This is a genomic window from candidate division WOR-3 bacterium, assembly GCA_029858255.1.
GTDB lineage: Bacteria > Hydrothermota > Tepidihabitantia > SM23-42 > SM23-42 > SM23-42.
This window is the reverse complement of sequence record JAOUFJ010000008.1, coordinates 51,220-74,052: the sequence shown is the minus strand read 5'-3', so window position 1 is coordinate 74,052 and position 22,833 is coordinate 51,220. Positions and strand designations below refer to the sequence as shown.

Below are 22,833 nucleotides of genomic sequence, written 5' to 3'. Positions count from 1 at the left end.
GTCTATGAAGGAGGATTTAATGAAGCACCTTAATTGTGGAGTAGCATTCGTTCTGCTGTGCGCTACCATCTTCCCGATACCTCGGTTCATTATGGCAGAGCAATTCAGATATCTTGAGAAAGACTATCACTTCCGCGAACCGGGACCCGTAATGCAAAGCAGGCTTTATCTCGACGGTTCGACCGTAGAATTGGAGACCGGAAGTCTAATATATCCGGTCATTGGCAGCGACCTTTCGCGGGTGTCCCCGACGGAATTCCGGGATATGGCTTTGCAGGCACGCGAAGATTTCGATAACGCACCGAACAAAACCATAGTCAGCGCAGGTCGAGCAGGACGCGGCATCAATATCGTTTACAACTGTACGAGTGTTCCGGCAGAAGCACTGGCCGCGCTGGAATCTGTCGCCGTATTTATTGAAGGACGGTTCGATGACGACGTGGAAGTCAGCATTAATATCGGTTTTGCCCCTCTAGGACCCGGTATACTTGGTATGGCTCAGAGCTACTACGCGGGCAATCCGTCTTACTCGATAACACGTGCGAGTCTTATCGCTGATATGGATGCGGACGATTCTATCCAACTTCAACTACCGCCGGATAACACAATACCGGTCCGTTATACTTATGCAACTTCTACTGTAACGAACGAAGACCGCGTATATTTTCTGGTGGCAACCTATAATGCGGTGATCGGTTCTTTCCCGAGCCTCGCCGCGCAGATTACTTTCAGCTCGAATTTCACGTGGGATTACACCCCGAGTGACGGAGTTTACGGCATGTGCTTCCAGTCTGTTGCCGCCCATGAAGTAGGACATGTATTGGGTTTTGTTTCGAACGCTGACGGTTACGCGCAGGACATCGACGCACTCGACATGTACCGATTCCAGGATAGTGACGGCACTGGTAACTATAATCCAGATACCTGGTATGATTTCCAGACTACAGCGCGCATGGTTGACATATCAGGCGGCAATGACGATGTCAATTCTGATATGATAGAAGTCGAGTACCAGATGTCAGACGGCGAACCTTATCAGGCTTCACATTTCAGCCAATACAACGTCAATGCTATCATGCAGCCTGCTATCGGTTCCGGAGAGACATTCTACCCAAATTTCTTCAGGGCGCCCGACCGGAATATGTTCGATGCGATCGGCTGGGATTATATTCTGTCATATTATATACACACCAGGGTTGCCGGCAGCGGCGCTGTTGAGATCGAGCCTGACACACCATGGCACGATCCAGGCACTCCTGTCCAAGTCACGGCAATACCGGATTCCGGATGGATCTTCAACGCGTGGGGCGACGACCTGTCTGGTAACACAAATCCCGCTACCGTCATCATGGACGATGACAAATTCATCACGGCCACGTTCATCACAGAATTTGTTATACTGACGGTCAACACGGTCGGCAATGGCACCGTAGAAGTAACTCCGAACATGGCTCAATACCCACGCGGTACGGTGGTCGAACTCCTTGCTGTGCCTGATTCAGGGTGGATATTCAGCCACTGGAGCGGTAATCTATGGGGTTCGCAAAACCCCGATTCGATCATAATGAACGCCGATAAGGAAGTGACTGCGAATTTCGTGCTCGACACTTATGTCGAAGAGAACAGACTCGACCAGAATGGAGGCACGTACTTCAACGTTGTACCGAATCCATCGAGAGGCGCAACTGAAATGCGCTACTCTATACAGGATGATGGATATGCGCCACAGGATATCTCATTACTCGTGTACGATGTAACCGGCAAACTAATCAAGGATTTTTCCACGCAACTATCAGTCACCGGCTATTCCTCATCGGTCATGTGGGACGGCCGTGATGCAAGCGGAAAGTCAGTGCCCAATGGAATATATTTCGTACAATTCAAGGCCGGCGAATACGTGCGGAACACGAAGTTACTTTTGATCAAGTAGACACCAAGGAAAAGTATACGGGGAAGTGGAGTTTCCTGCCGCTTCCCCATTTTTCTTGAGTTGTCGCAAAATGTTCAACTAAGAATTTTTCATTCAACCGTGGTGTTTGGCAAAATCACTCTGTCTTTCAGGAATATGATATACTTCATTCATAATAGAATCGCTCGATCCTGCGTCCTATAATATCCCAACTATATTTGGTCGTCACATCTTTCAAACCCTCGGCGATCAAAGTCCGTCTCAGTTTGGCACTCTGTAGAACGTTCAACAAAGATTCGGCATATGCTGCGGGATCATCTGTATCGAGCAGGATACCGTTGCGTCCATTCTCGATAACTTCATCATAGCCTGCGATGCTTGAAGCGACAACCGGCACGCCTGAAGCCATCGCCTCAATAAGCACCAAACCGAACGATTCACCCCCCTCGGCCGGCGAAGTATAGACTGTGGCGGAACGAAAATACTCTGGAAGCTGAGAAATCGCCACCACACCCTTGAAGATTACGGAATCCCCGACACCGTAATCCACTGCCATTCTCTCATATTTCGCGCGCGCAGGGCCACTGCCAACGATAAAGAGCAAGGCATCGGGCATCTCACGCTTCACAACTGTAAAAGCTCTGAGCAGTCTGTGCAATCCTTTTCTGGGATCCATCCTACCGACAAAGAGAATCGAATTCCGCCCAATTTCGGCACATTTATCCCCTCGCGGGGCGAACCTTCTAACGTCAATGCCGAGAGGCACAATATGATACTTTCCGGGGATGTACATTTCGTTTGTCCTCTGAGCCTGTTTTGAAACAGCGATCCTCACATCTATTTTCGCATTCATATCGCCGAATATCTTTTTGAACAGATTTCCACCAAAACCGCTCACTTTTTCTGATGATGTGTGAAAGGTTGAAATTGTCCTCGTGCTTGAATATTTCAGCGCAAAATAGGATAGATTTGGGAAAATCGGGCCGTTAAGATGAATCACATCATACCGGGAGCTTTGCATCAAATACTTCATCTTTGCAGGAACATCAAATCCAACCGGCACTGTCGCATATGATTTGTTCAAAGGAACGTAAAGTACTTTGCCGATCCGGATTGCATCGTATTTGCTATCCTCTTTTCTGCCAAATGAAGTTGCTACGATGTCTACTGTGTGCCCTAGATTCCGAAGTATATTGCTCAGGCAGTGTACGTACTCGGATACCCCCGAAGGGTACGGGTAATAGGCATCCGTGACCATAAGAACTTTCAGATTCTTCTTTCTACTCATACCTATGCACAAAATTCCAAACCTCAAGAAATGAGATCGACATCTAATACATCGACCCTGAAAAAGCAACCATAATTTCTGCAGCCAGGCATATTTGTCGCTAACAACAAGAAATTACGCCAGTGATTATAATTACACCTGTACATATGTCAATACACATTGGCCTTGAGGAATCAGGTTATACCCAGCTCAATAAATTGATCAGATCATCACAACCGAGTGTATTGACCGGGGTGAATCTTATTTCAAACCACCTGCCTGAGCTTATGACCTTCCTGATTTCAGTCGTCACCACACGCATGCGATCATAGGTCATGGTGTCAAAACTGCGCTGCTTCTCAATAAAATGTCGGCGGTGGCCGGGAGGGATCGGAAGCTCTCCCATAGTCTGAACCCGGCGATAGAGTATCTGTCCCTTTTCAAAAACGATCAGGAAATAGCTTCCGTCTGAAACCGATGATTCTATCCATCCCAGAGTCGATTCGGTCAACATTATAAACCAGTGTGCCCGGCGCATCGCATGACCCGCACGTATAACATTAGATTCGATCAATCGACAGACTGAATCGGGTGTCCATGCGGGTATCTCAATACTCCTAAGAACAAGGTCTTCCATTTCGGTATTCTCGCAAATCTTACCTTTCTGCCTTTCTATCCATAGTTGCCGTCCAACTGCGTTCAGGGATTGGGCAGCAGCTCTTCTCCTTAGAACACCCGCGTGACGTTTCATGAATATTTCGTAGCCTGCCTTAATACACTTGTATTCAGGAGCAAATCCTTCAGGTACACCGATGCCGCTCATCAACAACTCCGGGGCGGTCCCAGATATGTCACCCATCTCGGTTACCCTAATGATCGCCGCAAAATTAGACATTGCCTCACGGTCGACAATCGGGCCGATCTTATGTCTCCTTGTCGGCTGCGGGCCATATTCACAAAAGTCATTTGAGTAGAACCAGACATCCCGATTACCTTTGCGCAAAGCAATATTGTATTGCGGCATGAGTCTTTTGATATCATCGGATTCGAGGATTGCAGCTTCGAGCACGGATTCGGTGACGGTAAGGTCGAGACGCTTGGCCTGAGAAAGCATCTCGAGTATGTGTTCAGGATGCCGGCTGCCCTTCCTGAAGTAACTCCTCACGCGCTGCTTTATCGAATTCGCTTTACCTACGTACAATACGTCACCATTGGAGCGGAGCATCCGGTAAACACCGGGGTTTTGGGGTAACCTCTGCAGCGCGTGCGCCGACATTGGATACGATCTGCTCGTTGAAACAATGACCTTTGGTTGATGAAGCCATCCCATCAGTTGCTCAAATGTTTTGATGCCGTGTCTTTCCCTTAGCACGCGTAAGATTTCACGCCAGATGATTGCTGTCGCCTGAACATGTTCTCTACAACGCCTCAGTTCATGGAGCGAGTGACCGAAGTACCCGGCTATGGCCCTGATGCTTCTCCTCGGCAATTCGGGGAACAGATGCCTGGAAATCTCATGCGTACATATGAATGTAAACGGGAAATCCTTCTTTGCTCCAAACATGGCGTGCAGTTTAGTAAGAAACGGTAGCTCAAATTTCGCAAAATGTATAACAGTAGGACACATCTGTTTCCTGTTCAACCTGACGACCGCTTCCGCCGTGGTTAATATCTCCGCCCAAACATCTTCCGGGTCAGAACCGGCAACGATATCGTCCATGTTTATCCCTGTGATTTTCTGTACACGTGCTGGTATTTCGAAATCAGACGGCTTTTTGAATATACGCGCATTGATCCCCGACACCTCCTCCCCGTCGCCCAACGCGTCCGAACGAGCCCAGCCGATTTCAATGACACTTCCACTCCTTGGATTCGCCCCGGTTGTCTGACAATCTAGCAGCAGCACGACCAGATCTTCCAGAGCCGTATCACAATTCTTCATGACGTGTCAGATCTTACGGTTCCAAAATTCCTGCAGCAATGTGCCTGCTTTCTCAACACTACTGACAAAAGAAGGACGCCAACCCTCGGGAAACATCAGGCTGTATGGAGGACTGGTATACCGTGTATCAATAAGTAACACGACACCCGTATCGTGTTCAGAGCGAATGACCCTGCCCGCTGCCTGGAGAACCTTTATCATACCCGGAACCTGATAGGCAAATGCAAATCCCGAGCCATTCTGGCTGTCAAAGTATGCCTTGATCAACTCCCTCTCCAGTGAAATCTGAGGAAAACCGACGCCCACGATCGCCGCTCCGGTGAGTCGCTCACCTACGAGATCGATCGACTCGGCAAAAAAACCACCCATGACTACGAACCCGGTAAGAAAACCATCGGATTGGGCGCTAAAATTATTCAGAAACTCATCTCGCTGCTGCTCAGACATACTCGGTTCCTGCACGATCAACCTTACATTAGGCCTCCTACTCTGAAAGATCGCATAGATCATTTTCATATACTCATAAGAAGGAAAGAATACCAGATAATTGCCTTTCTTCCTGTCGATCAGGGCAGCGATCATGCGTGCAACTTCATGTTTGGTGAATTCACGGTATCTGTAAAGGGCGGAAATCTTCCCCGCGACCAGAACGCAGAGGTTATCCCCGGGAAATGGTGATGGTAGTGAGATTGCGCGCGCATCGCTGCCACACCCAAACAATTTCGCGAAATATTCTATGGGCATCAGCGTTGCAGAAAAAAATATTGTGGACCTGCATTGTTGAAGTTTCGCCTCCAAATGCTCTGATGGATCGATGCAGAAAATCTTCACAGCCAAATCCCCGCCAATGATGGAATAGTATGTTGCGTAATTCGTCCCGTATCTATCCGCAGTGTTCAGGAATCTCCGCACATCAAAGTAGATCTCCAGAATATCATCATGGAGCTTCGATGTTTCATTTCTCGACAACCACTTTTCAGCTGCATCCGTGAATTTCCGCAACAACTGGCACAGTTCAACCGGGCATTCTTCCGCAGCCATGCTTGTATCACCCTCAGGTATTTGTTCTCCCGCTCTGACCAGCCATGCATTGACCTTACCCAGAATACGGTACAAACCGGGCACTCTCTTTCTCGCGCTTCTCCTGACGGCACTGAGCGGCATTCTGTGCAGAGTTGCTGAATACATCTCCCGCGACCGGTCAACCAGATTGTGAGCTTCATCAACAAGCACAACGTGATTACTGTCTCCGTCCTCGAAGAATCGCCTCAAATATACCCTTGGGTCAAAAAAATAGTTATAGTCGCATATGATTACGTCTACCCACAGAGATAACTCGAGCGAGAACTCAAAGGGGCATACCCTATGTCTTCTGGCAATACTAAGTATAGTATCTCTCGTGAAATTTTCCCCGCTGAATGCGTCAGCAATTGCCTCATTAATCCGGTCATAGAAACCACGGGCATATTCGCAGTCATCACCACTACACGATTTTGCCGGGTTGAAGCATATTTTTTCCTTTGCGGTAATGCTCAGATACTTACATTTCACCCCATTCGCTCTGAGCGTCTCCAAACATTGCTCCGCCGTATTTCTTCCGGTGGTCCGTGCTGTCAAGTAAAATACTCTATCTGTCAGCCCTTGAGCAAGTGCCTTGACGGCCGGGTAAATAACGGCCATGGTCTTACCAATGCCGGTTGGCGCCTGGATCAAAAGAGGCACTCGATCTTCGATAGCCGAGGCTGCAGCGCCGATCATCTGTTCCTGACCCGGCCGGTAACCATCGTAGGGAAAACTCATCTTCTCAATTGAGCGGTCCCTCAACTCAATCCACTTCACGACCGCACCTGCCCACTGCAAATACGAAGACACCAACGATTCGAAGAAACGAACCAGATCTTTGGTCGAAAAAGTACGCCGGATCTCGACACGCTCGCCCTCTTCGATCTGATAATATGTCAATTGAACATCTATTTCAGCCAGGCCATTTTGAATTGCGTATATGTAAGCATAGCACTTGGCCTGACCCCAGTGAATTTGGTTTTCTTCTTCCCGTACATTTGACGGGGCTTTGCGTGTTGTCTTTATCTCATCGATGGTAACACGCTGACCGTTGTCGTAAACACCATCGATCCTGCCGCCGATGTGCAACCGGTATTCATCGGCTTCTGCAATGTGTCTGACAAGTACTTCCGGTGTATATTCAACTGGTCTTGCCGCTTGTATTAATTGATGAACATGTATTGCCTGCACCGGTCGGTCAGTGCTAAAGAAAGTCAAATTCAAGTCGCCAGAGCGCAGCGTGTATTCTACCAATTCACGCACCGAAATGCTCAACGTCCGCTTTTTGACCTGTTCTTTCTTGTCAGGCACGGTCATTTGCTGTCAGCCGGCATACCCGCATTCTGTTTGTACAGTGCAAAACACACCCAGGCTGTGATCAGGCAGAAAACAAAGTCAAAGGCATAATGAAGGAACGACATCTTCAGCAATAACCCGCTTAAAAACATGACGCAGGCAATAAAGGAAAAACAGAAACCACTAACTTGAAGGGATTTTTCATATCGAATTGGATCACGGGCGATCGTGAAGAGCATGACACCTGCAGACACAACAAACCCCCCGAGAACCCTGTAAATATAGATGAAATAGGGGTGAGAAGACCAAAGTTCGTCAATGAGGAAGGATTCGAATATCTTTCTTTCCGCAAATAACCGCACCCCTCCACCGAACATTATGAGCACAGAAATGATCTTCAGTATGAGCTGCGGTGCTTTATTGTTCTTCACGGGTCTCCTTTGGATGGGCCCATCTCAATACCAGTATATAGGTGGACTCACCATAGTCAAGCGAATTTAATAACAGTGTAACACTCCGGTTTTTTGAGATTTCTTGTGAGCACTACGTGAGATTAGTATTTAAGATAACGTGATGCGGAGACTCAATGAACTGAGAGGATTTGCGAGGTATCTCAACATCAACCTTGATGCATTTGAGATACCGTTTCTTCTGCAACTGGAATATTATTGTCTCTTCACGCTGGTACAAGTATATATACTTGACAGTCATCGATTACACAGGTATACCTGTACACGATTGTGATCAGCAAAATCCGGAGCTTCAATAATATTCTCTGAACAATACCAACCGGGAGGAAAAATGGTAGTCATAAATAAGATCCCTTTTTTGAGCATCATTATCTCAGTGCTTTTATTAACGATGATATCGGTTTCTGCTCAAGTACCCGACACGGTCTGGACAAAATTGTACGGAGTCACGGGGCCCTACGAGTGGTTCCAGTCGGTAGAACAATTGCCTGACAATGGATACATACTCTGCGGTTCGTGGAATGAAAACCTCATGCTAATGCGTACAGATGAACAGGGTGACTCGATATGGACCAAAATCTACGGTGGAACAGGCGACGATTGTGGTTTCTCGGCAAAGCAGACTGAAGACGGCGGGTTTATCGCTGTCGGGCTCAGAGCGACGCAGAACGGTGACCTCTGGATCCTTAAAACGGATGCCGATGGTGATACCTTATGGACTAAGACATATGGAGGCACTCAGGACGACATCGGTTTCTGCGTACTGCGGGCAGATGATGGTGGCTACGCTATCTACGGTCAGACCGAATCTTTGGGTGGCATCTATGGAACCTGGATACTGAGGACAGATTCGATCGGTGATACGCTATGGACAAGGATCTATGAAGATTTCGCAGCAGGGCCCGGCGTTTCATTCCACCAGACGGGCGATGGGGGCTATGTCTTCACTGCCAGCAAGTTAAATAGCATTGCCTATGAAGCCTATTTGATAAGAACCGATTCCGCCGGCAACCCAGCCTGGACGCGCCGCTATTCCGGGCTTGGCAGCGAGATCTTTAGTTCGCTTACACCGACAGCAGACGGAGGATACGTTGCCGCAGGACATACCGGGCAGATCGGTTCCCTCATACAGGACGCCTGGGTATTGAAGGCAAATTCCGCGGGTGATTCGTTGTGGGCATTTGTCTATGGCGGTCCAGGACATGAGGAATTCCGTTCGGTACAACAAACCACAGACGGCGGATATATCGTCGGGGGTGCAAAGAGCCTCGTCCCATTTGCCCAGAGTTTTGTATGGTTGATGAAACTGGGTGCGACTGGTGATTCTATATGGGCGCGCATGTGGAGTGGCGGCGATGCGGCAGAATGCAGCGCCGTTGACCTGTGTGACGATGGCGGATACATCATTGGCGGTTCCGCGTTTCTACTCGAAACACACGATGATGCGTGGCTCCTGAAGACAGAGCCTGATGTCGGGATCAACGAATCGAATGACAAGGATGTGGCTACGATTTCATTGACCGTTACCCCCAATCCTTTCTCAAACTGCACAGATATCAGATACGAGACAACGGACAACCGACATATAAGCAGTGCCGAAGATGTAGACATCAGGATATATGACACAAGTGGAAGGTTAGTAAGAAAATTTGAGCAGGTATCTGCTATCGGTCATCAGTCATCGGTGTTGTGGGACGGTACCGACGAAGCACACCGGCGGTTAGGAAGCGGTGTTTACCTTTGTGAATTGAAGACGCATAATGCAAGGTCCATCGAAAAGATCATTTATATAGAATAGCTTCGAAAGGAGGCATAATGATCTCTCTAATTCTCTTTCTGACCGCATCTATCATGTGGCAGGAAGACTTTAGCGAAAACACATCAGCGATGCAACAATTGTACGACTACCATGTAGAGATTATGCACCGAGATGGTAGTGTCAGACTCACGGCAAACCCGCAGTTCGAGGGTTTTGCATCGGCCTGGTTGCACGTAGATAGAGAAATCGCGTTCTCCGATAATGATGCTCTGGTAATACGTGTTAAGGGTAATGAAAATACGGTACGCATAAGGTATTTCTTCCGTAAAGGAACGTGCACGGATTATTATGCTGGCGAGAGCATCATCGCAGCCGACGAAGAATGGCGGGATGTGACGATCATGCTAAAGCACGCCGCAATGTTCTCCGGCACTGAATTCCCGGCAGCATTGACCCCCGGTATAAACCCAGCTCTCTACGTTTTCATCGAGAATGCAGCACCCGGGATTTTTGAAATAGAAATCGACCGGATATCAATAGTCCGCCATCCTATCAAAACGGAGGAGCGATGAGGTATTCCACTATCGTGCTGCTGGCATTGGTTGTATCCCTCTGGGCTGACCCGCCGTGGTCTACTAATATCAGAGTGAGTACGGATGAACCATGGGATACGCTCAACCAGGGGGAATCGTGCTTTGCCGTATGGGGAGATTCGGTCTTTTCCATCTGCAACACCGCAGAACGGGCTACTGTACCCATTGCTCCTTATTCCTATTCGTTAAACTCTGGTCAAACATTCACACAAATCCCTTTCACTGACATGGCATCCGGTATCATCTGGCATACCGACCCGGTAATAGGCGTGGATGACTCGGGCCACGTGCATATGCTCATCCAATATTCGGCAACACTCATGAAACATTATCTGTCGAGAGATGGCGGACAGACCTGGGCAGATACAACCCAGGTCAACCCATATAATGGAGTCGACAAACCATGGATGGTGGTAAACGACAATGAGATCTATATTGCATGGCAGCAGACCGCAGGACAACTAGGTCTTTGGTTTGCCAGATCAACCGATTATGGACAGAGCTTCACTGCAAACCTTATATGGAACAGACGGTACATAAACGCCCTTGGTATGGATGAGAATGAGAATCTCCATCTGCTGCTAGTAGCAGGGACGGGCGGTGTTTATTACCGCAAATCGACCGACCACGGTGATAACTGGCTTCCAGAGGTATATCTGGCCAACTGGTCGTACACACCCAGCTACGGCGATCGCGCGCCGATAAACTCGATAACTGCACGTGGTGATGTCGTTTTTGGCACATGGGTCAACGACGACTACGGCGGCTGGGACATCCTAGGAGTGCGGTCAACTGATGGTGGTACCACATGGAGTACTCCCCTCGTTGTGAATGACGTGACGGCAGGTGGACAGTGCAAGGGATGGGTACATTTTGACGCGTATGGTGGTTTACACGTCATCTACTACCATACTCCAGATTGGCCAACCAATTTCTCGAGCGTCTTCGAGGTCCGTTATCAGTATTCCTCAGATAGCGGCGCCACGTTCGGCCCGAGTATCAGGGTATCAGACACGTCATTTACCAGTCTTGCCGATTTCATGGGCGAGTATCATATCTGTCTCAGTGACAGTCAATATCTATATGCGATATGGACCGATGGCCGCAACGGAGATGATAATGATCTATACTTCAGTAAGGCAATGCTGTCAGAACTGAGTATTAGTGAAGGCTCTATCGTACTCTCCCCTGAGAACGGCATACTTCAAATGCCCACAATCTGGCGGGGAACCATAGACATAAACATTCCAAAAACCAGCCATTTGATTAGCATCAATGTCTACGATATTACGGGCAGGATAGTTAGAAGGATACGCGGACATGACATCGAAGGCGCAACCAGTCTGAGGCTTCGAAGCGCCGATTTTCCTAAAGGTATTATCTTCGTGCAGGTATCAGGTAATGATACCAAGACCGTATTCAAGGTAGTCAATCTGGGAGAAAACTGAAGCATCCATAGGATCGAGTCGAACGCAAAGAACCCTCCGGTCTGAGCCTATTTGTGAGCCGAATGTAAGCCTTTCGATTACACTGTACCATGCACAATGAATTAAACGGTGGAGGGCTTTCATGAAGTACCCTATCATTAAATTGATGATGAGTACCAAGGTAAGATTTGCGCTCCTGATCACAACCATAAATTTCGCAGTCTGCACACAAGCTCAGCAGCGGCCCCAAAACATCGAAGAACTGTTCAGAAATTTCTTCAATGAATATGTTCAACTGAGACCAGAAACAGGAACTTCGATCGGGATACCGCCCGAATGGGACATCGTGGTAAGGAACGATGCACTCGATGACGAGTCAGAATACGGAATACAGAAGATCTATGATCTGTACAGGAAATACCACAGCTGGGTCTCGGAGTATGATCAGGAAAGGCTTTCTTCTTCTCAACGTATTGCGGCTTCGGTCCTTAAATGGTTTCTGGAAAATGAACTCGAAGGTGAGAGATTTTCCAACCACACATACACCATAAACCCATTGTTCGGACTTCACGGCACTTTCGTGACCATGATGACCGAGCACCATAGAATCTCAAGTGTTGCCGATGCGCAGGACTATATACAGAGACTAAGAAAAATCGAGATGAAGGTGGGACAACTGCTCGAACGCATGAAAATACAGGAAGAAAAACGTATCATACCACCCTCCTATATTGTGGGAAATTATCTTCAGCTACTCAATGAATTCATTTCTGTATCCTGCGAGCAGAACCTGCTCTACACATCATTCTACTCACGCATCGTCGGAATTGAAGGCATCACTAACGGTACCAAGAGAAATCTTTGCATGCAAGCTGCAAACGCCCTGGAGGACAATGTCTACCCGGCATACAAAAGAATGATCGAACAGGTGGAAATCTTGCTGCAAAAAGCAGACCAAAATGCGGGTGTCTGGAAACTACCTGACGGCGATGAATACTACAGATACTGTCTACGCAATCACACGACCACCAACATGACCCCTGAGCAGGTACACAACCTTGGTCTTGAGGAAGTTGAACGTATACAGAAGGAACTCAAACGCCAGTTCAGGAAACTGGGGATCACGGGCAACGGCGAATTTTCCGACCTGTTAGGCCAGTACATGCAGATCTCAGGAAACACGGCGGACGAGAAGTATTTCTTCCCGTCAACCGAAGAAGGCAAAATACAAACGATCCTTTCATACCAGGCGATAATCGATAGCATCAAGAACAAACTGCCACTGATGTTTTCGGTAATCCCTCGAACGACGGTAAACGTCGCCCGTGTGCCGGAATACAAGGTGCAGGTGATAGGCACCTATTACCAGCAGCCGAAACTAGATGGTTCAGAAGGCGGCATATTCTACGCGAACCTCTCCTACCAGCATCAGAAGTCAGGTATGAAAGCTCTTACATATCACGAAGCAATACCCGGGCACCATCTGCAGATCGCTCTCGAACAAGAGCACTCAGAAGCACGAGTTTTCAAGACACTATTCTTCTTCACTGGATACGTCGAAGGATGGGCACTGTACGCGGAGAAACTGGCAGGCGAATATGGCTTCTACGGCGACACCGAAAGCCTGATCGGCTACTTGCGCTCCGAACTGTTTCGAGCCTTACGTCTTGTCATCGACACAGGAATTCACTACAAGAAGTGGACACGGGAAAGGGCATATGAGTATCTTCTATCTAACCTGGGGTGGGGTTCATATTCAGAAATCGACCGCTACATTGTCTGGCCGGGGCAAGCATGCGCGTACAAGATCGGAGAACTCAAATTACTGGAGCTAAGAGCAAGGGCGAAGAGCAGACTCGGCGATGAATTTGACATCAGGAAATTCCATGATGTCGTCCTGAGACATGGATCAGTTCCCCTCGCCGTGCTTGACAGTCTTGTAGAAGAGTATATAAAATCCTACGGCAGCTAATCGATCGTTCTTCTTTCAGCCAGATACTTTACAGGGGCAATGATTTTAAGGCGTAACAACATGACACATAGTGTGGTTGTAAACTCTGCCCCCTATTTCTATACGGGATATATTGAGGACCGCATCATATGGTGTGCCATCCTTCCGCAGAAGCCGGACACGATAATCTGAAACCTGCCCTTTCTCATTGAGTATCTTGATCATCATGTCGCGATCCTCAGAATTCTCGAACGTGTCGGCAAGGTTGACCTTCTTGAATTCATCAAGACTGTATCCGGTGATGCGCTGCATGGCATTATTTGCCGTAACTACCTTGCCTTCAGAATCTGCAATCCCGATGCCGACCGGGCAATTCTCGAATATCTGACGGTATCGCTCTTCACTCTCTACAAGTTGATCTTCCATGTACTTTTGCCCCGTGATGTCCACGAAATAGCATAGAACCTCATCTAACCTGCCTGTTTCAGGGTCCACAACAGGATCTGAATTCACAAGGAACCACCTTGTCTCACCGGGCTCATCAACCGGTATACCGACCATTACGTTTTGAACCGGCTTTCCGGTCCGCAGTGTTTTTGTCACCGGGTAATCATCAATTCCCAACTCCTTGCCATATTCATCAATCACGTGACTGCATATGTCGGTGAGTTTAGCACCACACAATTCAGATTCACTCATTTCGAGCATCTCACAAGCCTGGCTGTTCGCACGTATGACAATACCATCCACATCCTGAAAGATGATACCGGCATTCGATGCCTCGAGCAGGGTACGAAAATGCTCTTCACTCTCTTTCAATTCCTTTTGGCGCTTGACCTCGTCGGTCACTTCCCTGATAATGAGTCCCAAACAATCACCAACCTTGAACACTTGCGCGGAAACATGTCTGTTGTCATACTCAGGCGGCAAAACCAAATCACCATAAAAGCGGGGTCTTCCAGTCTCGAGTATCTCAACGTATTCCTCATATCTCCCGGACTCATAAGCCACGCCTGATATATCGAAATAATTCATCCTGAGAGCATCTTCTTTCTTGACACCGAACTTATCCAGCAAGAACCGATTGACAGCAATGACGTTGAATTTGGAATCCAATAGTGCAAAACCCTCACTTGCCGATTCCATAAATCCACTGACCAGATTGGCACGCTTTTCTGCCTCCATTTCCAGCTCTTTGCGCCTGGTAATGTCTGTCCAGTATCCGACTATTTCCACCGGGTTACCCTTGGAATCTCGTATCAACCTCATCTCATCATGTACCCATATATAATGACCGTCCTTGTGCTTGAACCGGTATTCATACTCATGATAATCATCTTCAAAGACCCGTTCTACTTCACGGTGCACCCTTTCCTGATCATCCGGATGTATATGATCAAACCAGAAATTCGGGCGGTTGACAAACGACCTGTAGCTATAGCCCGTCACCCTCTGAACATTATCACTCACAAAGGTCGCGCCATAATCGTCACCGGTTTTTGATGCATAGATGACTATCGAAGTCCTCGTCAGTAAATACGTCAGTCTTTCACATACTGGCAGAGTACTGACTTTCTTGGCAGTATTCAAGCGTTTTCGGGCCGATCTCACTGCCTTTTGAACCCGGCTTCCTGCCTTACGGGCAGGAGATTTAGGCCGAGCCTTTCTCTTTTTCATCTTTTTCTTGGACACTTTTTTCGCTCTCATAGACTCATCCGTTCATCAATTATATGGACTAATGACTTCGATGTCAAGTCTTATCCGGCTGAGATTTCGCCGAGAGGTAAAAATTCGATCCACTAAATTGTCTGTTCCGCGGCAATCCTGAGACTATTACCTGCAAATTCACTGCATTCTTGACAAATGCTTATAATACTCTATAATTGCATAGAATCATGATAATACTCGTTGAACCGGACAAAGACGTAAGGAAAAACCTGGCTGACCTTATCAGCCGCGAAAGGATCATCGGTGTTGATTCGATCGAGGAATGCCTTCAGTTATTCTTGAAGTTCAAGAACGACCTCGACCTTATAATCGCCAACGTGAATCTTCTATCTGAAATGCTGTCGAAGCAGCTGATCGACCGCGTGTGCGAGAAGCTCTCCATAGGCATACCGCCAGTCATAGCAATCTATAAGAAAAGTGAAGAAGAAACCAGGGATGTCTTTCTGCGAACACACAAAGGATACAAGTTGATAAGGTATGCGGAAAATGACATTGGCTTCCCCAGCCGCTACCTCGAGGTCATTAAAAAAGCATGCCCGGGTCTTGTAATAGATTATGAAAAGGCACGCGAAGCATGGCATAAGCGCCAGCACCCCAGCGATTTCATAGATCCAAGAGTATGGCTTGAGGAAGAAGGATTCCTGGATGTGGTCAAGTCGCACGACCCGGAAAGCAGCGAGAAGACAGCAGATGACATAGTGTCGTCTATCCAAACACTATTTGACGAAGATGCAGCAGAGCATGCTCTGCCAGAATCAGGTGCACCTGAAGAAGATTACAAAAAGAAGTACTTGGATCTCAAAGAAAAATATGACACGCTGCTCAAGACTGTCAGAGCATTCATGGAATCGGTCACAAAAACCGAAACATAGGCTATACAACCACCTCGCTATTTTCTGAAGACGTTACCCGTTGCGTAAGTAAATAAGGGGTGTTCGCGCTTCTTAGGGCGAAGACACCCCTTATCATCACATCCGCCAGTGTATTATTCGGTGAAAGCCAGAATTCCAGGAATGATGAGATTAACGAATGGTATTATCATCAGAATACCGAGCCAGGCAGGTTTCTTTCTCGCCTCAGATATCTTCATCCAAACGATAATGCCGATGACTATGTTGACGATCGGAATGAAAAAAAGAATGAGCCACCAACCCGGTTTGCCGGCGATCTTGCACATAAGATAGATGTTTGCTATGGGAATCCATGCCAACCATGAATTTGGGGTCCCTGTTTTGTTGGCAATCATCATCAAGCACACTGACATGTATACATAGAATATTAGCCACCAGATCCAATAGGCAGCGAAATAGGACTGCTGTGCGCCATACTCCATCAGTTTCACCCCCTTTCTAAGACACTTTGAAATTTGTGATGCTACAGTTGATCTTCTACTAATGCAAGTATATACCTACTGTAGTAATTGTCAATAGTAAAGACTTTTTGTTACTGCCAGATGCGTGCTCGATGAAGCCAAACAAGCCAGAAAGCACCGCCAAGAATGATGAGTCCACCCAGTAATTCGAACCCGGTAGGGAGTTTGCCGAATGCAATATAAGCCATGGGTATGACAAGTAATGGCTGACCGGTCAGAACGATGCTCGATCGCGATAGATCCCAGTAGCGATAAGACCTAAAAGTCAACAGAAAACTCGCACACGGACCAAGAAAAGCACCTAATAGCGCAACCAGGATATAGGAAATTCCAACATGGAGATCCAGCTTCCCGCTGACAGCGGCCCAGAGACCAGTGATCACAGCAGCGAGGGATACCCGCAAGAAAACCATGATGTTTGGGTGAATTCTGTTCACATTCATTTTCACGACCAGCATCTGAACGGCAACTGCGACGCACCCCATCAGGGTGAGTACGACACCCGTTCCGACAATATGCCACCTGCCTAAAGTAGTGACTGCACCGCCCAATACCATTGCCGCAATCGGCGCCGCTTCGATCAGACGCAGTCTTTCGCCCAGAATAAAGAAACTCAAAATGATAATAAGGACCGGAGAAAATCTCCACAGAAACGAGGCAAATGAGGGATCAAGTAAGGCCAGCCCGCTCCATGCCAGGATCATGCCTGTACCCGTAGCCACACCGAGTATGGCAATGCTCAATACCGAGCCTCGCGGGATCGGTAGTTCTCTATGCTTACCGGTCAGTAATATAATGAGAAAGGCATAAACGCTTGCCGCTACTGTCCAGATAAAGCTGAACGTCTCCGGATTAATACCTCTTAGAGCATACTTAGCCGTAATATAGTTGGTCGACACGAGCAGTGTGCCACCTACCGCATAGAGAAGTCCTTTCGTATTATCGTTTTCGGCCGGCATTGCTCTGCTTCTCAGTTGCATATCTCAAATCCCATGATGTTCGCACATTATAAGGATAGTCGACACCGAGTCAATAAGTCATGTCGGTGCAGATGTTGACACGTTCCAACATATTGTTATAATTTTTCGGTTATCAGCGAAAGGAGAACAATGTACAATCTTCTGTTTTGTCTGTTTCTAATAATTCCCTATCCAGACCAACCCGACTGGGAATCGATAGATGATGATTATTCCACTGGCGGCGCACTTGTCGATATCGATCTAGACGGAGACATTGACTTCATAACGGGTAATGGCAATGATATGGATCAAGATCCCAATCGCGTATATTACAACGATACCGACACTCTCGAAAGAATCGCATCGTGGATTTCATCAGATATCGGGTACAACGCACACATAAGCATAGGCGACATAAACTATGACGGGTATCCTGATCTTGCAGTGGCAAACTACGGTGATCCTTCTACGCCACAATACGACAAGATCTATTACAACCAAGCGGGTACCTTCCAGCAGACACCAGCCTGGCAGCCATCTGACCTCGATAACTCTTTTGCCTGCACCTTCGGTGACGTGGATGGTGATGGCGACCTCGACCTTGCTGTCGCCTGCGGCGAAGAGTACACGGATAGCCTCCAACGTGCAAAAGTCTATCTGAACCATAACGGAACCATTGATACACTACCGTGCTGGGAAAGCAATATAACGTCCTATTTTTACGACGTAGCGTGGGTCGACATTGAAATGGATGGTGATCTGGACCTTGTTCTTGCCGGGCACCATCGCAAGAATCTCATATACCTGAACAACGGTGGAAATCTTGATACCATTCCCTTCTGGCAATCCGCGAACAGCCTGGGCACATTGAAGATCGCTTTTGGCGACATCGACAACGACGGCGATCTCGATTTAGTGTGTGCAAACAATGCCCAGACCGGCGGGACCAGCAATTGTGAGCTATACCTCAATAGTGGAACAACCCTCGATACTCTCCCGGTATGGACCAGTCAGAACCTCAATTACTATTCATGCGTCGCCCTGGGAGATGTTGACCGGGACGGTGATCTGGACCTGGCCGCAGGAGGATGGTGGGAGTCGATCAAGGTCTTTGAGAACACTTCCGGCTCGCTGCCACAGACACCTTCATGGCAATGGATCCCTACCAGCATTTACCACCTGGTCTGCGAGAACATCAGCTTTGGTGATATCGACAACACCTTACCCACAACAATAACCGATGAAATACATGTAGTTGATGCCACTTCAAGGACATTCTATCTGCAGAACAGATGGCTCAAAAGTGTCATTCAGGTAAGAAGAAACACCGGACCACTCGATCTTGACCAATATTGCTTCTCGTACGTGGACGGATGGATCGCGGTTGCCGATATCATTACACAACCCGAGACCTTGTGGGTCGATTACACCTACTCTCTCGATCTCGATCTGATCGTGACGAACTGGCATGCCAGCCGCGGGAACTTTCTTTTCCTCAACACATCGGGAACCGGAATTCAAGAGATAGTAAAAACCGAACTCAATGACATACTGAAATTACCAAATCCTAATCGTGGTAACTTCGCAGTGAGATTGAACATCGGCGATATTCGTATTAAGATCTATGACATCACGGGCCGACTGGTGGTTGACCAGAGGAACCAAAGAGTGAACATAAACACACCGGGCGTATACTTCATGAACATCTATGAAAAGGATAAATTGGTAGCACGGCAAAAAGTTGTGGTCGTGCAGTGATATGCACTTTTCTGGTCAACAGTCCACCGTGAGCACGGTTCGTGGCACCATCGATATGGTGCTTCCCGGAATCATTTTTGCATGATCGCCAACTATCTATTGCCAATCCTTCTGGCAGCCGATTTTCCCATCTGCCAGCACACCGAATTTCAGTATTATCCAAGCGTTATCTTTGCGGAGAGTACATACTACGCGTTCTGGTCTGACTTGACGTTTGGGGGTTCGATATTCGCTGCGCGCGTGCGCCCAGATGGAACGGTGCTTGATACGGATGGCCGTTTTCTTTACCACGGTGTCACAACTCACGGAGTCAGAGCATCATTCGATGGACAGAATTTTCTCGCTGTCTTCCGTGACAGTTGCTGAAGTTCCGGGAACATAATGGGGGTGCGTGTCACTCCATACCTCGATACGATCAGTTCGGTGCCTATCAAAAACGACATAGGGGTCGAAAGGGAGCCTGACATTGTCTTCAACGGGTCACATTATGTTGTTGTATGGTCTGAAGGTGATTTCGGCGGAATGCATAAAGTCAGGGCCGCACGAGTCACAACACAAGGAGCCGTGCTCGATTCAGGTATACTCTTCGGAAAAGATTCCTATCTGGAATACCATCCGAGCGTCAGTTTTGGAGATGGACATTGTCTTGCTGTGTGGTATGCGTACGATGAACCATATGGGGTCTTCGGACGATTTTTGAATGACCAGGCACAACCCATCGGTGATGCGTTCGAAATAACACTATCACAAACGAACCATTATTACACTCCGGATATTGCGTACGCCGATGGACGTTATCTGATCGTTTGGAATGAACAAACAAGTTATGCCGGTGATGAGGTGTTCGGTCAAATAGTCGACACCAGCGGGACATTGATCAACGATGTAATACCGATCGCAGTCGGACCCGGCTACCAGTCAATGCAGAGAGTCACCGGCGATAATATGTTCCTTACCGTGTGGAGCCAGAACGGAGATATCTACGGGCAAAGGATCTCGACCGATGGGCAGCTGCTCGGTTCGAATTTCAAAATATCCGACCCCGTGAGCGGAGACCGATCGAGCCCGGATATCGCCATCGGCTCCGAAAATTGCCTGGCAGTGTGGATGCAGTACAACATCAATAGCTATGATATCTTTGGAAATCTTGACACCCCTACGTTTATTCACGAATCGCGAGAACCTCATGCATGTAAGATTTACTCCGGCCCAACGATTATCGCAGGATCGCTACAACAATTCATGAATAAAGGAAATACAATCATATATGATATATCCGGCAGACGGATTCAGCACGAACCGGTTTCACCTGGCGTTTATTTTGTGGTCGACGAAAATCAGACTAAGGTCAAGATCATCAAAATCCGCTGATCTGAACAAACTCAACCAACAACAACAAAAAAAGGGGCAAAACACTCAGCGTGCCTTGCCCCTTGATGATCAGTAAATATACCGTCTACTTCAGTAAGATTATCTTAACCATTTTATCACCGACAACGCCGAAATAGATGCCCTGACTGAGTTTCTGTTTTGAATCGTTGTCGCCATGCCAATAAGCAATACCATTCTCAGCGCTCAACGTCCGCACTCTTCTGCCCGCCGCGTCGTAAATATCAACCTTATTATGAAATGGCGGCACGTTTATTGCTGTCCTTATGGCAAAAGGATTAGGCAGCGCGACGATCTCAGTGGCGTTAACACCAGGCAGCAACTCGTACTCATCGATTCCCGTACCAAAACCGACCATGGCACGGATCAACACATCGTGCGTCTCATTCTCCCGATACGGTGCCCAAACACCGGTGTACTCCCAGGTCTGACGGCCAGATAGCGGCATTGTGTCCATGCCAAAATACGGCGCCGAAGCTGTATTTGTTATGCATCCAATGTAAAAAGCCCCATCTGTGATCTCGATATTCTGTGCGGATACATCTATATCATACCATTGCGCTGCAGCCACCGGCTGTGCCGTTTCATAAAGTACAGTACCTGGAATACCGCCGGGTCCGTCATCGTCAAGGATCTGAACGGTTACGATCGGAGTACCGGTGACCGAATTGACATTGAACCTGGCCGTGTTGATCTTCGTCGGATACACGGGGGGCACAAACCTCATGCCGTAGCCGGAATTTACACCATTCCAGGCAAAACCAGTGTGGGCGAAACCGATATCATACATCAGTTCAACAGGATAGGTAACTACACGGAATTCAAGCATGATCGAATCATTATTAGGCACCATATCACCGAGCATTGATTTTATTTTCATCCGGTAGAGACCATCAGTTGTAGTCGACCAACCAGGTGCGAAAACCAACGAATCAGTATCGCCAGGATCGATCGACGATATTGCCATGGTATCGGCAAAGACGAGTGTATTAGCTGCATTTCGTATCTGGCAATAGACATTGACCCCGGTTTCGGTCTGGTTACCCATATTCTTGACCAATGCCCAGCATTCCACGGTATCGCCGTTGTAGAGGAAAAACCCGCCGGATACATCATTCATTATCTTTGTGATGCCAATATCATGGACCTCGTACGATGTGCTGTCGGGCGGATAGAAAAGGATCGCCAGAGTGTTATGAATTGCGTTATAAGTTGGCAATTGGTCATGATTGTACTGGAGACCAACATCACCGGCAATGTTCTCTATGCCGACAGTGAGACCGTCTACATAGCCACCCGACGGCAAGCCTTGCTGTGTTTCGTACTGAAAGCGAACCGAGCTATCAGCCCGTGAGAGGATGATCTCGAACGTGTTCAAGCTTGTAGGACTGTTCCAGAAACGAACATTGTGGTACGCGATAATAAAAGTGTCCTGCGCAACATTTGTCCAGTAGTAACAAGCCGGTGAGCCGACGCTGAAGTCGAGATCCGACATGAACGGAGCAAGAACGTTATTGGGACGGGCAGTGCTGGGCATTGTTGGAAACGGAGACGCCTCGAGGAAGTTATCGCCAAACGCGATATAACCGTTTGAACCTACGAAGAAAGAATTCACCGTATACCAATAGTAGGGCAAATCGAACCCTATGTCGAAAGGCCCGACGACATTGTCATCACCGAGCCCGGCCACCTGAGTGCCGATCGTCGAAATATCTATCCAACTGTAAGTCGGCGCGCCCGGAGCAACCGTATCACTATCAATCCACCGGTAGCCGTACGCATCCGGACCGCCGGCGCCGCGGATGACTGCAGGGTTGGTTGCGGTAAACCCCGAGCCAGTGATTTGAAGAAACAATAATACTAGTGCCATACTCCTCCTTTTTCGCAATTATACAAGATGACAATCCGGTGTCAATATTCAACAGAGAAAACTGCTAATGGGAGGATTTGC

Annotated in this window: 17 protein-coding genes; 9 read left to right on the top strand and 8 right to left on the bottom strand. The window is 47.9% G+C overall.

The window, feature by feature from the left end:
- Window positions 1–19 precede the first annotated feature (19 nt).
- Window positions 20–1,930 (top strand): NF038122 family metalloprotease, encoded by a 1,911-nt coding sequence (locus tag OEV79_05595; protein ID MDH4210903.1) that lies wholly within the window; start codon window positions 20–22, stop codon window positions 1,928–1,930.
- A gap of 145 nt (window positions 1,931–2,075) precedes the next feature.
- Here the strand turns inward: OEV79_05595 and OEV79_05590 are convergent, their stop codons facing one another.
- The 4 genes from OEV79_05590 to OEV79_05575 all read right to left on the bottom strand — a co-directional run bounded on the left by OEV79_05590 (window position 2,076) and on the right by OEV79_05575 (window position 7,907).
- Complete coding sequence (locus OEV79_05590; GenBank protein MDH4210902.1) at window positions 2,076–3,197, bottom strand: glycosyltransferase family 4 protein; 1,122 nt, start codon at window positions 3,195–3,197, stop codon at window positions 2,076–2,078.
- A gap of 178 nt (window positions 3,198–3,375) precedes the next feature.
- Window positions 3,376–5,118, bottom strand: coding sequence for an exonuclease domain-containing protein (locus OEV79_05585; protein MDH4210901.1), 1,743 nt, complete (start codon window positions 5,116–5,118; stop codon window positions 3,376–3,378).
- A gap of 6 nt (window positions 5,119–5,124) precedes the next feature.
- A complete protein-coding gene (locus OEV79_05580; GenBank protein MDH4210900.1) occupies window positions 5,125–7,491 on the bottom strand; it encodes an ATP-dependent DNA helicase in 2,367 nt (788 codons plus the stop codon).
- Between the two features lie 2 nt (window positions 7,492–7,493).
- The gene (locus OEV79_05575) at window positions 7,494–7,907 is read right to left on the bottom strand and encodes a hypothetical protein (GenBank protein ID MDH4210899.1); all 414 of its coding nucleotides are present in this window, start codon (window positions 7,905–7,907) and stop codon (window positions 7,494–7,496) included.
- A gap of 370 nt (window positions 7,908–8,277) precedes the next feature.
- Between OEV79_05575 and OEV79_05570 the strand changes: the two genes are divergently transcribed.
- The 4 genes from OEV79_05570 to OEV79_05555 all read left to right on the top strand — a co-directional run bounded on the left by OEV79_05570 (window position 8,278) and on the right by OEV79_05555 (window position 13,697).
- Window positions 8,278–9,744, top strand: coding sequence for a T9SS type A sorting domain-containing protein (locus OEV79_05570; GenBank protein MDH4210898.1), 1,467 nt, complete (start codon window positions 8,278–8,280; stop codon window positions 9,742–9,744).
- Between the two features lie 17 nt (window positions 9,745–9,761).
- A complete protein-coding gene (locus OEV79_05565) occupies window positions 9,762–10,277 on the top strand; it encodes a hypothetical protein (protein ID MDH4210897.1) in 516 nt (171 codons plus the stop codon).
- Window positions 10,274–11,746, top strand: coding sequence for a hypothetical protein (locus OEV79_05560; GenBank protein MDH4210896.1), 1,473 nt, complete (start codon window positions 10,274–10,276; stop codon window positions 11,744–11,746). The genes OEV79_05565 and OEV79_05560 overlap by 4 nt, the downstream gene beginning before the upstream one ends.
- Before the next feature lie 121 nt (window positions 11,747–11,867).
- Window positions 11,868–13,697 carry a DUF885 domain-containing protein gene (locus OEV79_05555; protein ID MDH4210895.1) on the top strand — a complete coding sequence of 610 codons (1,830 nt, stop codon included), beginning with the start codon at window positions 11,868–11,870 and terminating at the stop codon, window positions 13,695–13,697.
- Window positions 13,698–13,742: 45 nt separating this feature from the next.
- On the opposite strand, the gene OEV79_05550 is transcribed toward OEV79_05555, so the two are convergent.
- Complete coding sequence (locus OEV79_05550; protein MDH4210894.1) at window positions 13,743–15,383, bottom strand: PAS domain S-box protein; 1,641 nt, start codon at window positions 15,381–15,383, stop codon at window positions 13,743–13,745.
- A 188-nt stretch (window positions 15,384–15,571) separates the two neighbouring features.
- Here OEV79_05550 and OEV79_05545 point away from each other — a divergent pair, with 188 nt between their 5' ends.
- Entirely contained in the window at window positions 15,572–16,276 is a 705-nt protein-coding gene (locus OEV79_05545) for a hypothetical protein (GenBank protein ID MDH4210893.1), read from the top strand.
- Between the two features lie 113 nt (window positions 16,277–16,389).
- On the opposite strand, the gene OEV79_05540 is transcribed toward OEV79_05545, so the two are convergent.
- Both OEV79_05540 and OEV79_05535 read right to left on the bottom strand, forming a co-directional pair.
- Window positions 16,390–16,737 carry a DUF5684 domain-containing protein gene (locus tag OEV79_05540; protein MDH4210892.1) on the bottom strand — a complete coding sequence of 116 codons (348 nt, stop codon included), beginning with the start codon at window positions 16,735–16,737 and terminating at the stop codon, window positions 16,390–16,392.
- A gap of 110 nt (window positions 16,738–16,847) precedes the next feature.
- Entirely contained in the window at window positions 16,848–17,756 is a 909-nt protein-coding gene (locus OEV79_05535) for a DMT family transporter (protein ID MDH4210891.1), read from the bottom strand.
- Between the two features lie 129 nt (window positions 17,757–17,885).
- Between OEV79_05535 and OEV79_05530 the strand changes: the two genes are divergently transcribed.
- From OEV79_05530 to OEV79_05520, 3 genes are all read left to right on the top strand, one after another.
- Window positions 17,886–19,493 carry a T9SS type A sorting domain-containing protein gene (locus OEV79_05530; GenBank protein ID MDH4210890.1) on the top strand — a complete coding sequence of 536 codons (1,608 nt, stop codon included), beginning with the start codon at window positions 17,886–17,888 and terminating at the stop codon, window positions 19,491–19,493.
- A gap of 81 nt (window positions 19,494–19,574) precedes the next feature.
- The gene (locus tag OEV79_05525) at window positions 19,575–19,859 is read left to right on the top strand and encodes a hypothetical protein (GenBank protein ID MDH4210889.1); all 285 of its coding nucleotides are present in this window, start codon (window positions 19,575–19,577) and stop codon (window positions 19,857–19,859) included.
- A gap of 21 nt (window positions 19,860–19,880) precedes the next feature.
- Window positions 19,881–20,864, top strand: coding sequence for a hypothetical protein (locus OEV79_05520; protein ID MDH4210888.1), 984 nt, complete (start codon window positions 19,881–19,883; stop codon window positions 20,862–20,864).
- Between the two features lie 85 nt (window positions 20,865–20,949).
- Here OEV79_05520 and OEV79_05515 read toward each other — a convergent pair whose 3' ends face one another.
- The gene (locus OEV79_05515; GenBank protein ID MDH4210887.1) at window positions 20,950–22,752 is read right to left on the bottom strand and encodes a hypothetical protein; all 1,803 of its coding nucleotides are present in this window, start codon (window positions 22,750–22,752) and stop codon (window positions 20,950–20,952) included.
- Window positions 22,753–22,833 lie beyond the last annotated feature (81 nt).

Coding starts and splice junctions, on each gene's coding strand:
- OEV79_05595 (MDH4210903.1), top strand. CDS start 20: ATGAAGCACCTTAATTGTGGAGTAGCATTCGTTCTGCTGTGCGCTACC.
- OEV79_05590 (MDH4210902.1), bottom strand. CDS start 3,197: ATGAGTAGAAAGAAGAATCTGAAAGTTCTTATGGTCACGGATGCCTAT.
- OEV79_05585 (MDH4210901.1), bottom strand. CDS start 5,118: ATGAAGAATTGTGATACGGCTCTGGAAGATCTGGTCGTGCTGCTGCTA.
- OEV79_05570 (MDH4210898.1), top strand. CDS start 8,278: ATGGTAGTCATAAATAAGATCCCTTTTTTGAGCATCATTATCTCAGTG.
- OEV79_05565 (MDH4210897.1), top strand. CDS start 9,762: ATGATCTCTCTAATTCTCTTTCTGACCGCATCTATCATGTGGCAGGAA.
- OEV79_05560 (MDH4210896.1), top strand. CDS start 10,274: ATGAGGTATTCCACTATCGTGCTGCTGGCATTGGTTGTATCCCTCTGG.
- OEV79_05555 (MDH4210895.1), top strand. CDS start 11,868: ATGAAGTACCCTATCATTAAATTGATGATGAGTACCAAGGTAAGATTT.
- OEV79_05550 (MDH4210894.1), bottom strand. CDS start 15,383: ATGAGAGCGAAAAAAGTGTCCAAGAAAAAGATGAAAAAGAGAAAGGCT.
- OEV79_05545 (MDH4210893.1), top strand. CDS start 15,572: ATGATAATACTCGTTGAACCGGACAAAGACGTAAGGAAAAACCTGGCT.
- OEV79_05540 (MDH4210892.1), bottom strand. CDS start 16,737: ATGGAGTATGGCGCACAGCAGTCCTATTTCGCTGCCTATTGGATCTGG.
- OEV79_05535 (MDH4210891.1), bottom strand. CDS start 17,756: ATGCAACTGAGAAGCAGAGCAATGCCGGCCGAAAACGATAATACGAAA.
- OEV79_05530 (MDH4210890.1), top strand. CDS start 17,886: ATGTACAATCTTCTGTTTTGTCTGTTTCTAATAATTCCCTATCCAGAC.
- OEV79_05525 (MDH4210889.1), top strand. CDS start 19,575: ATGATCGCCAACTATCTATTGCCAATCCTTCTGGCAGCCGATTTTCCC.
- OEV79_05515 (MDH4210887.1), bottom strand. CDS start 22,752: ATGGCACTAGTATTATTGTTTCTTCAAATCACTGGCTCGGGGTTTACC.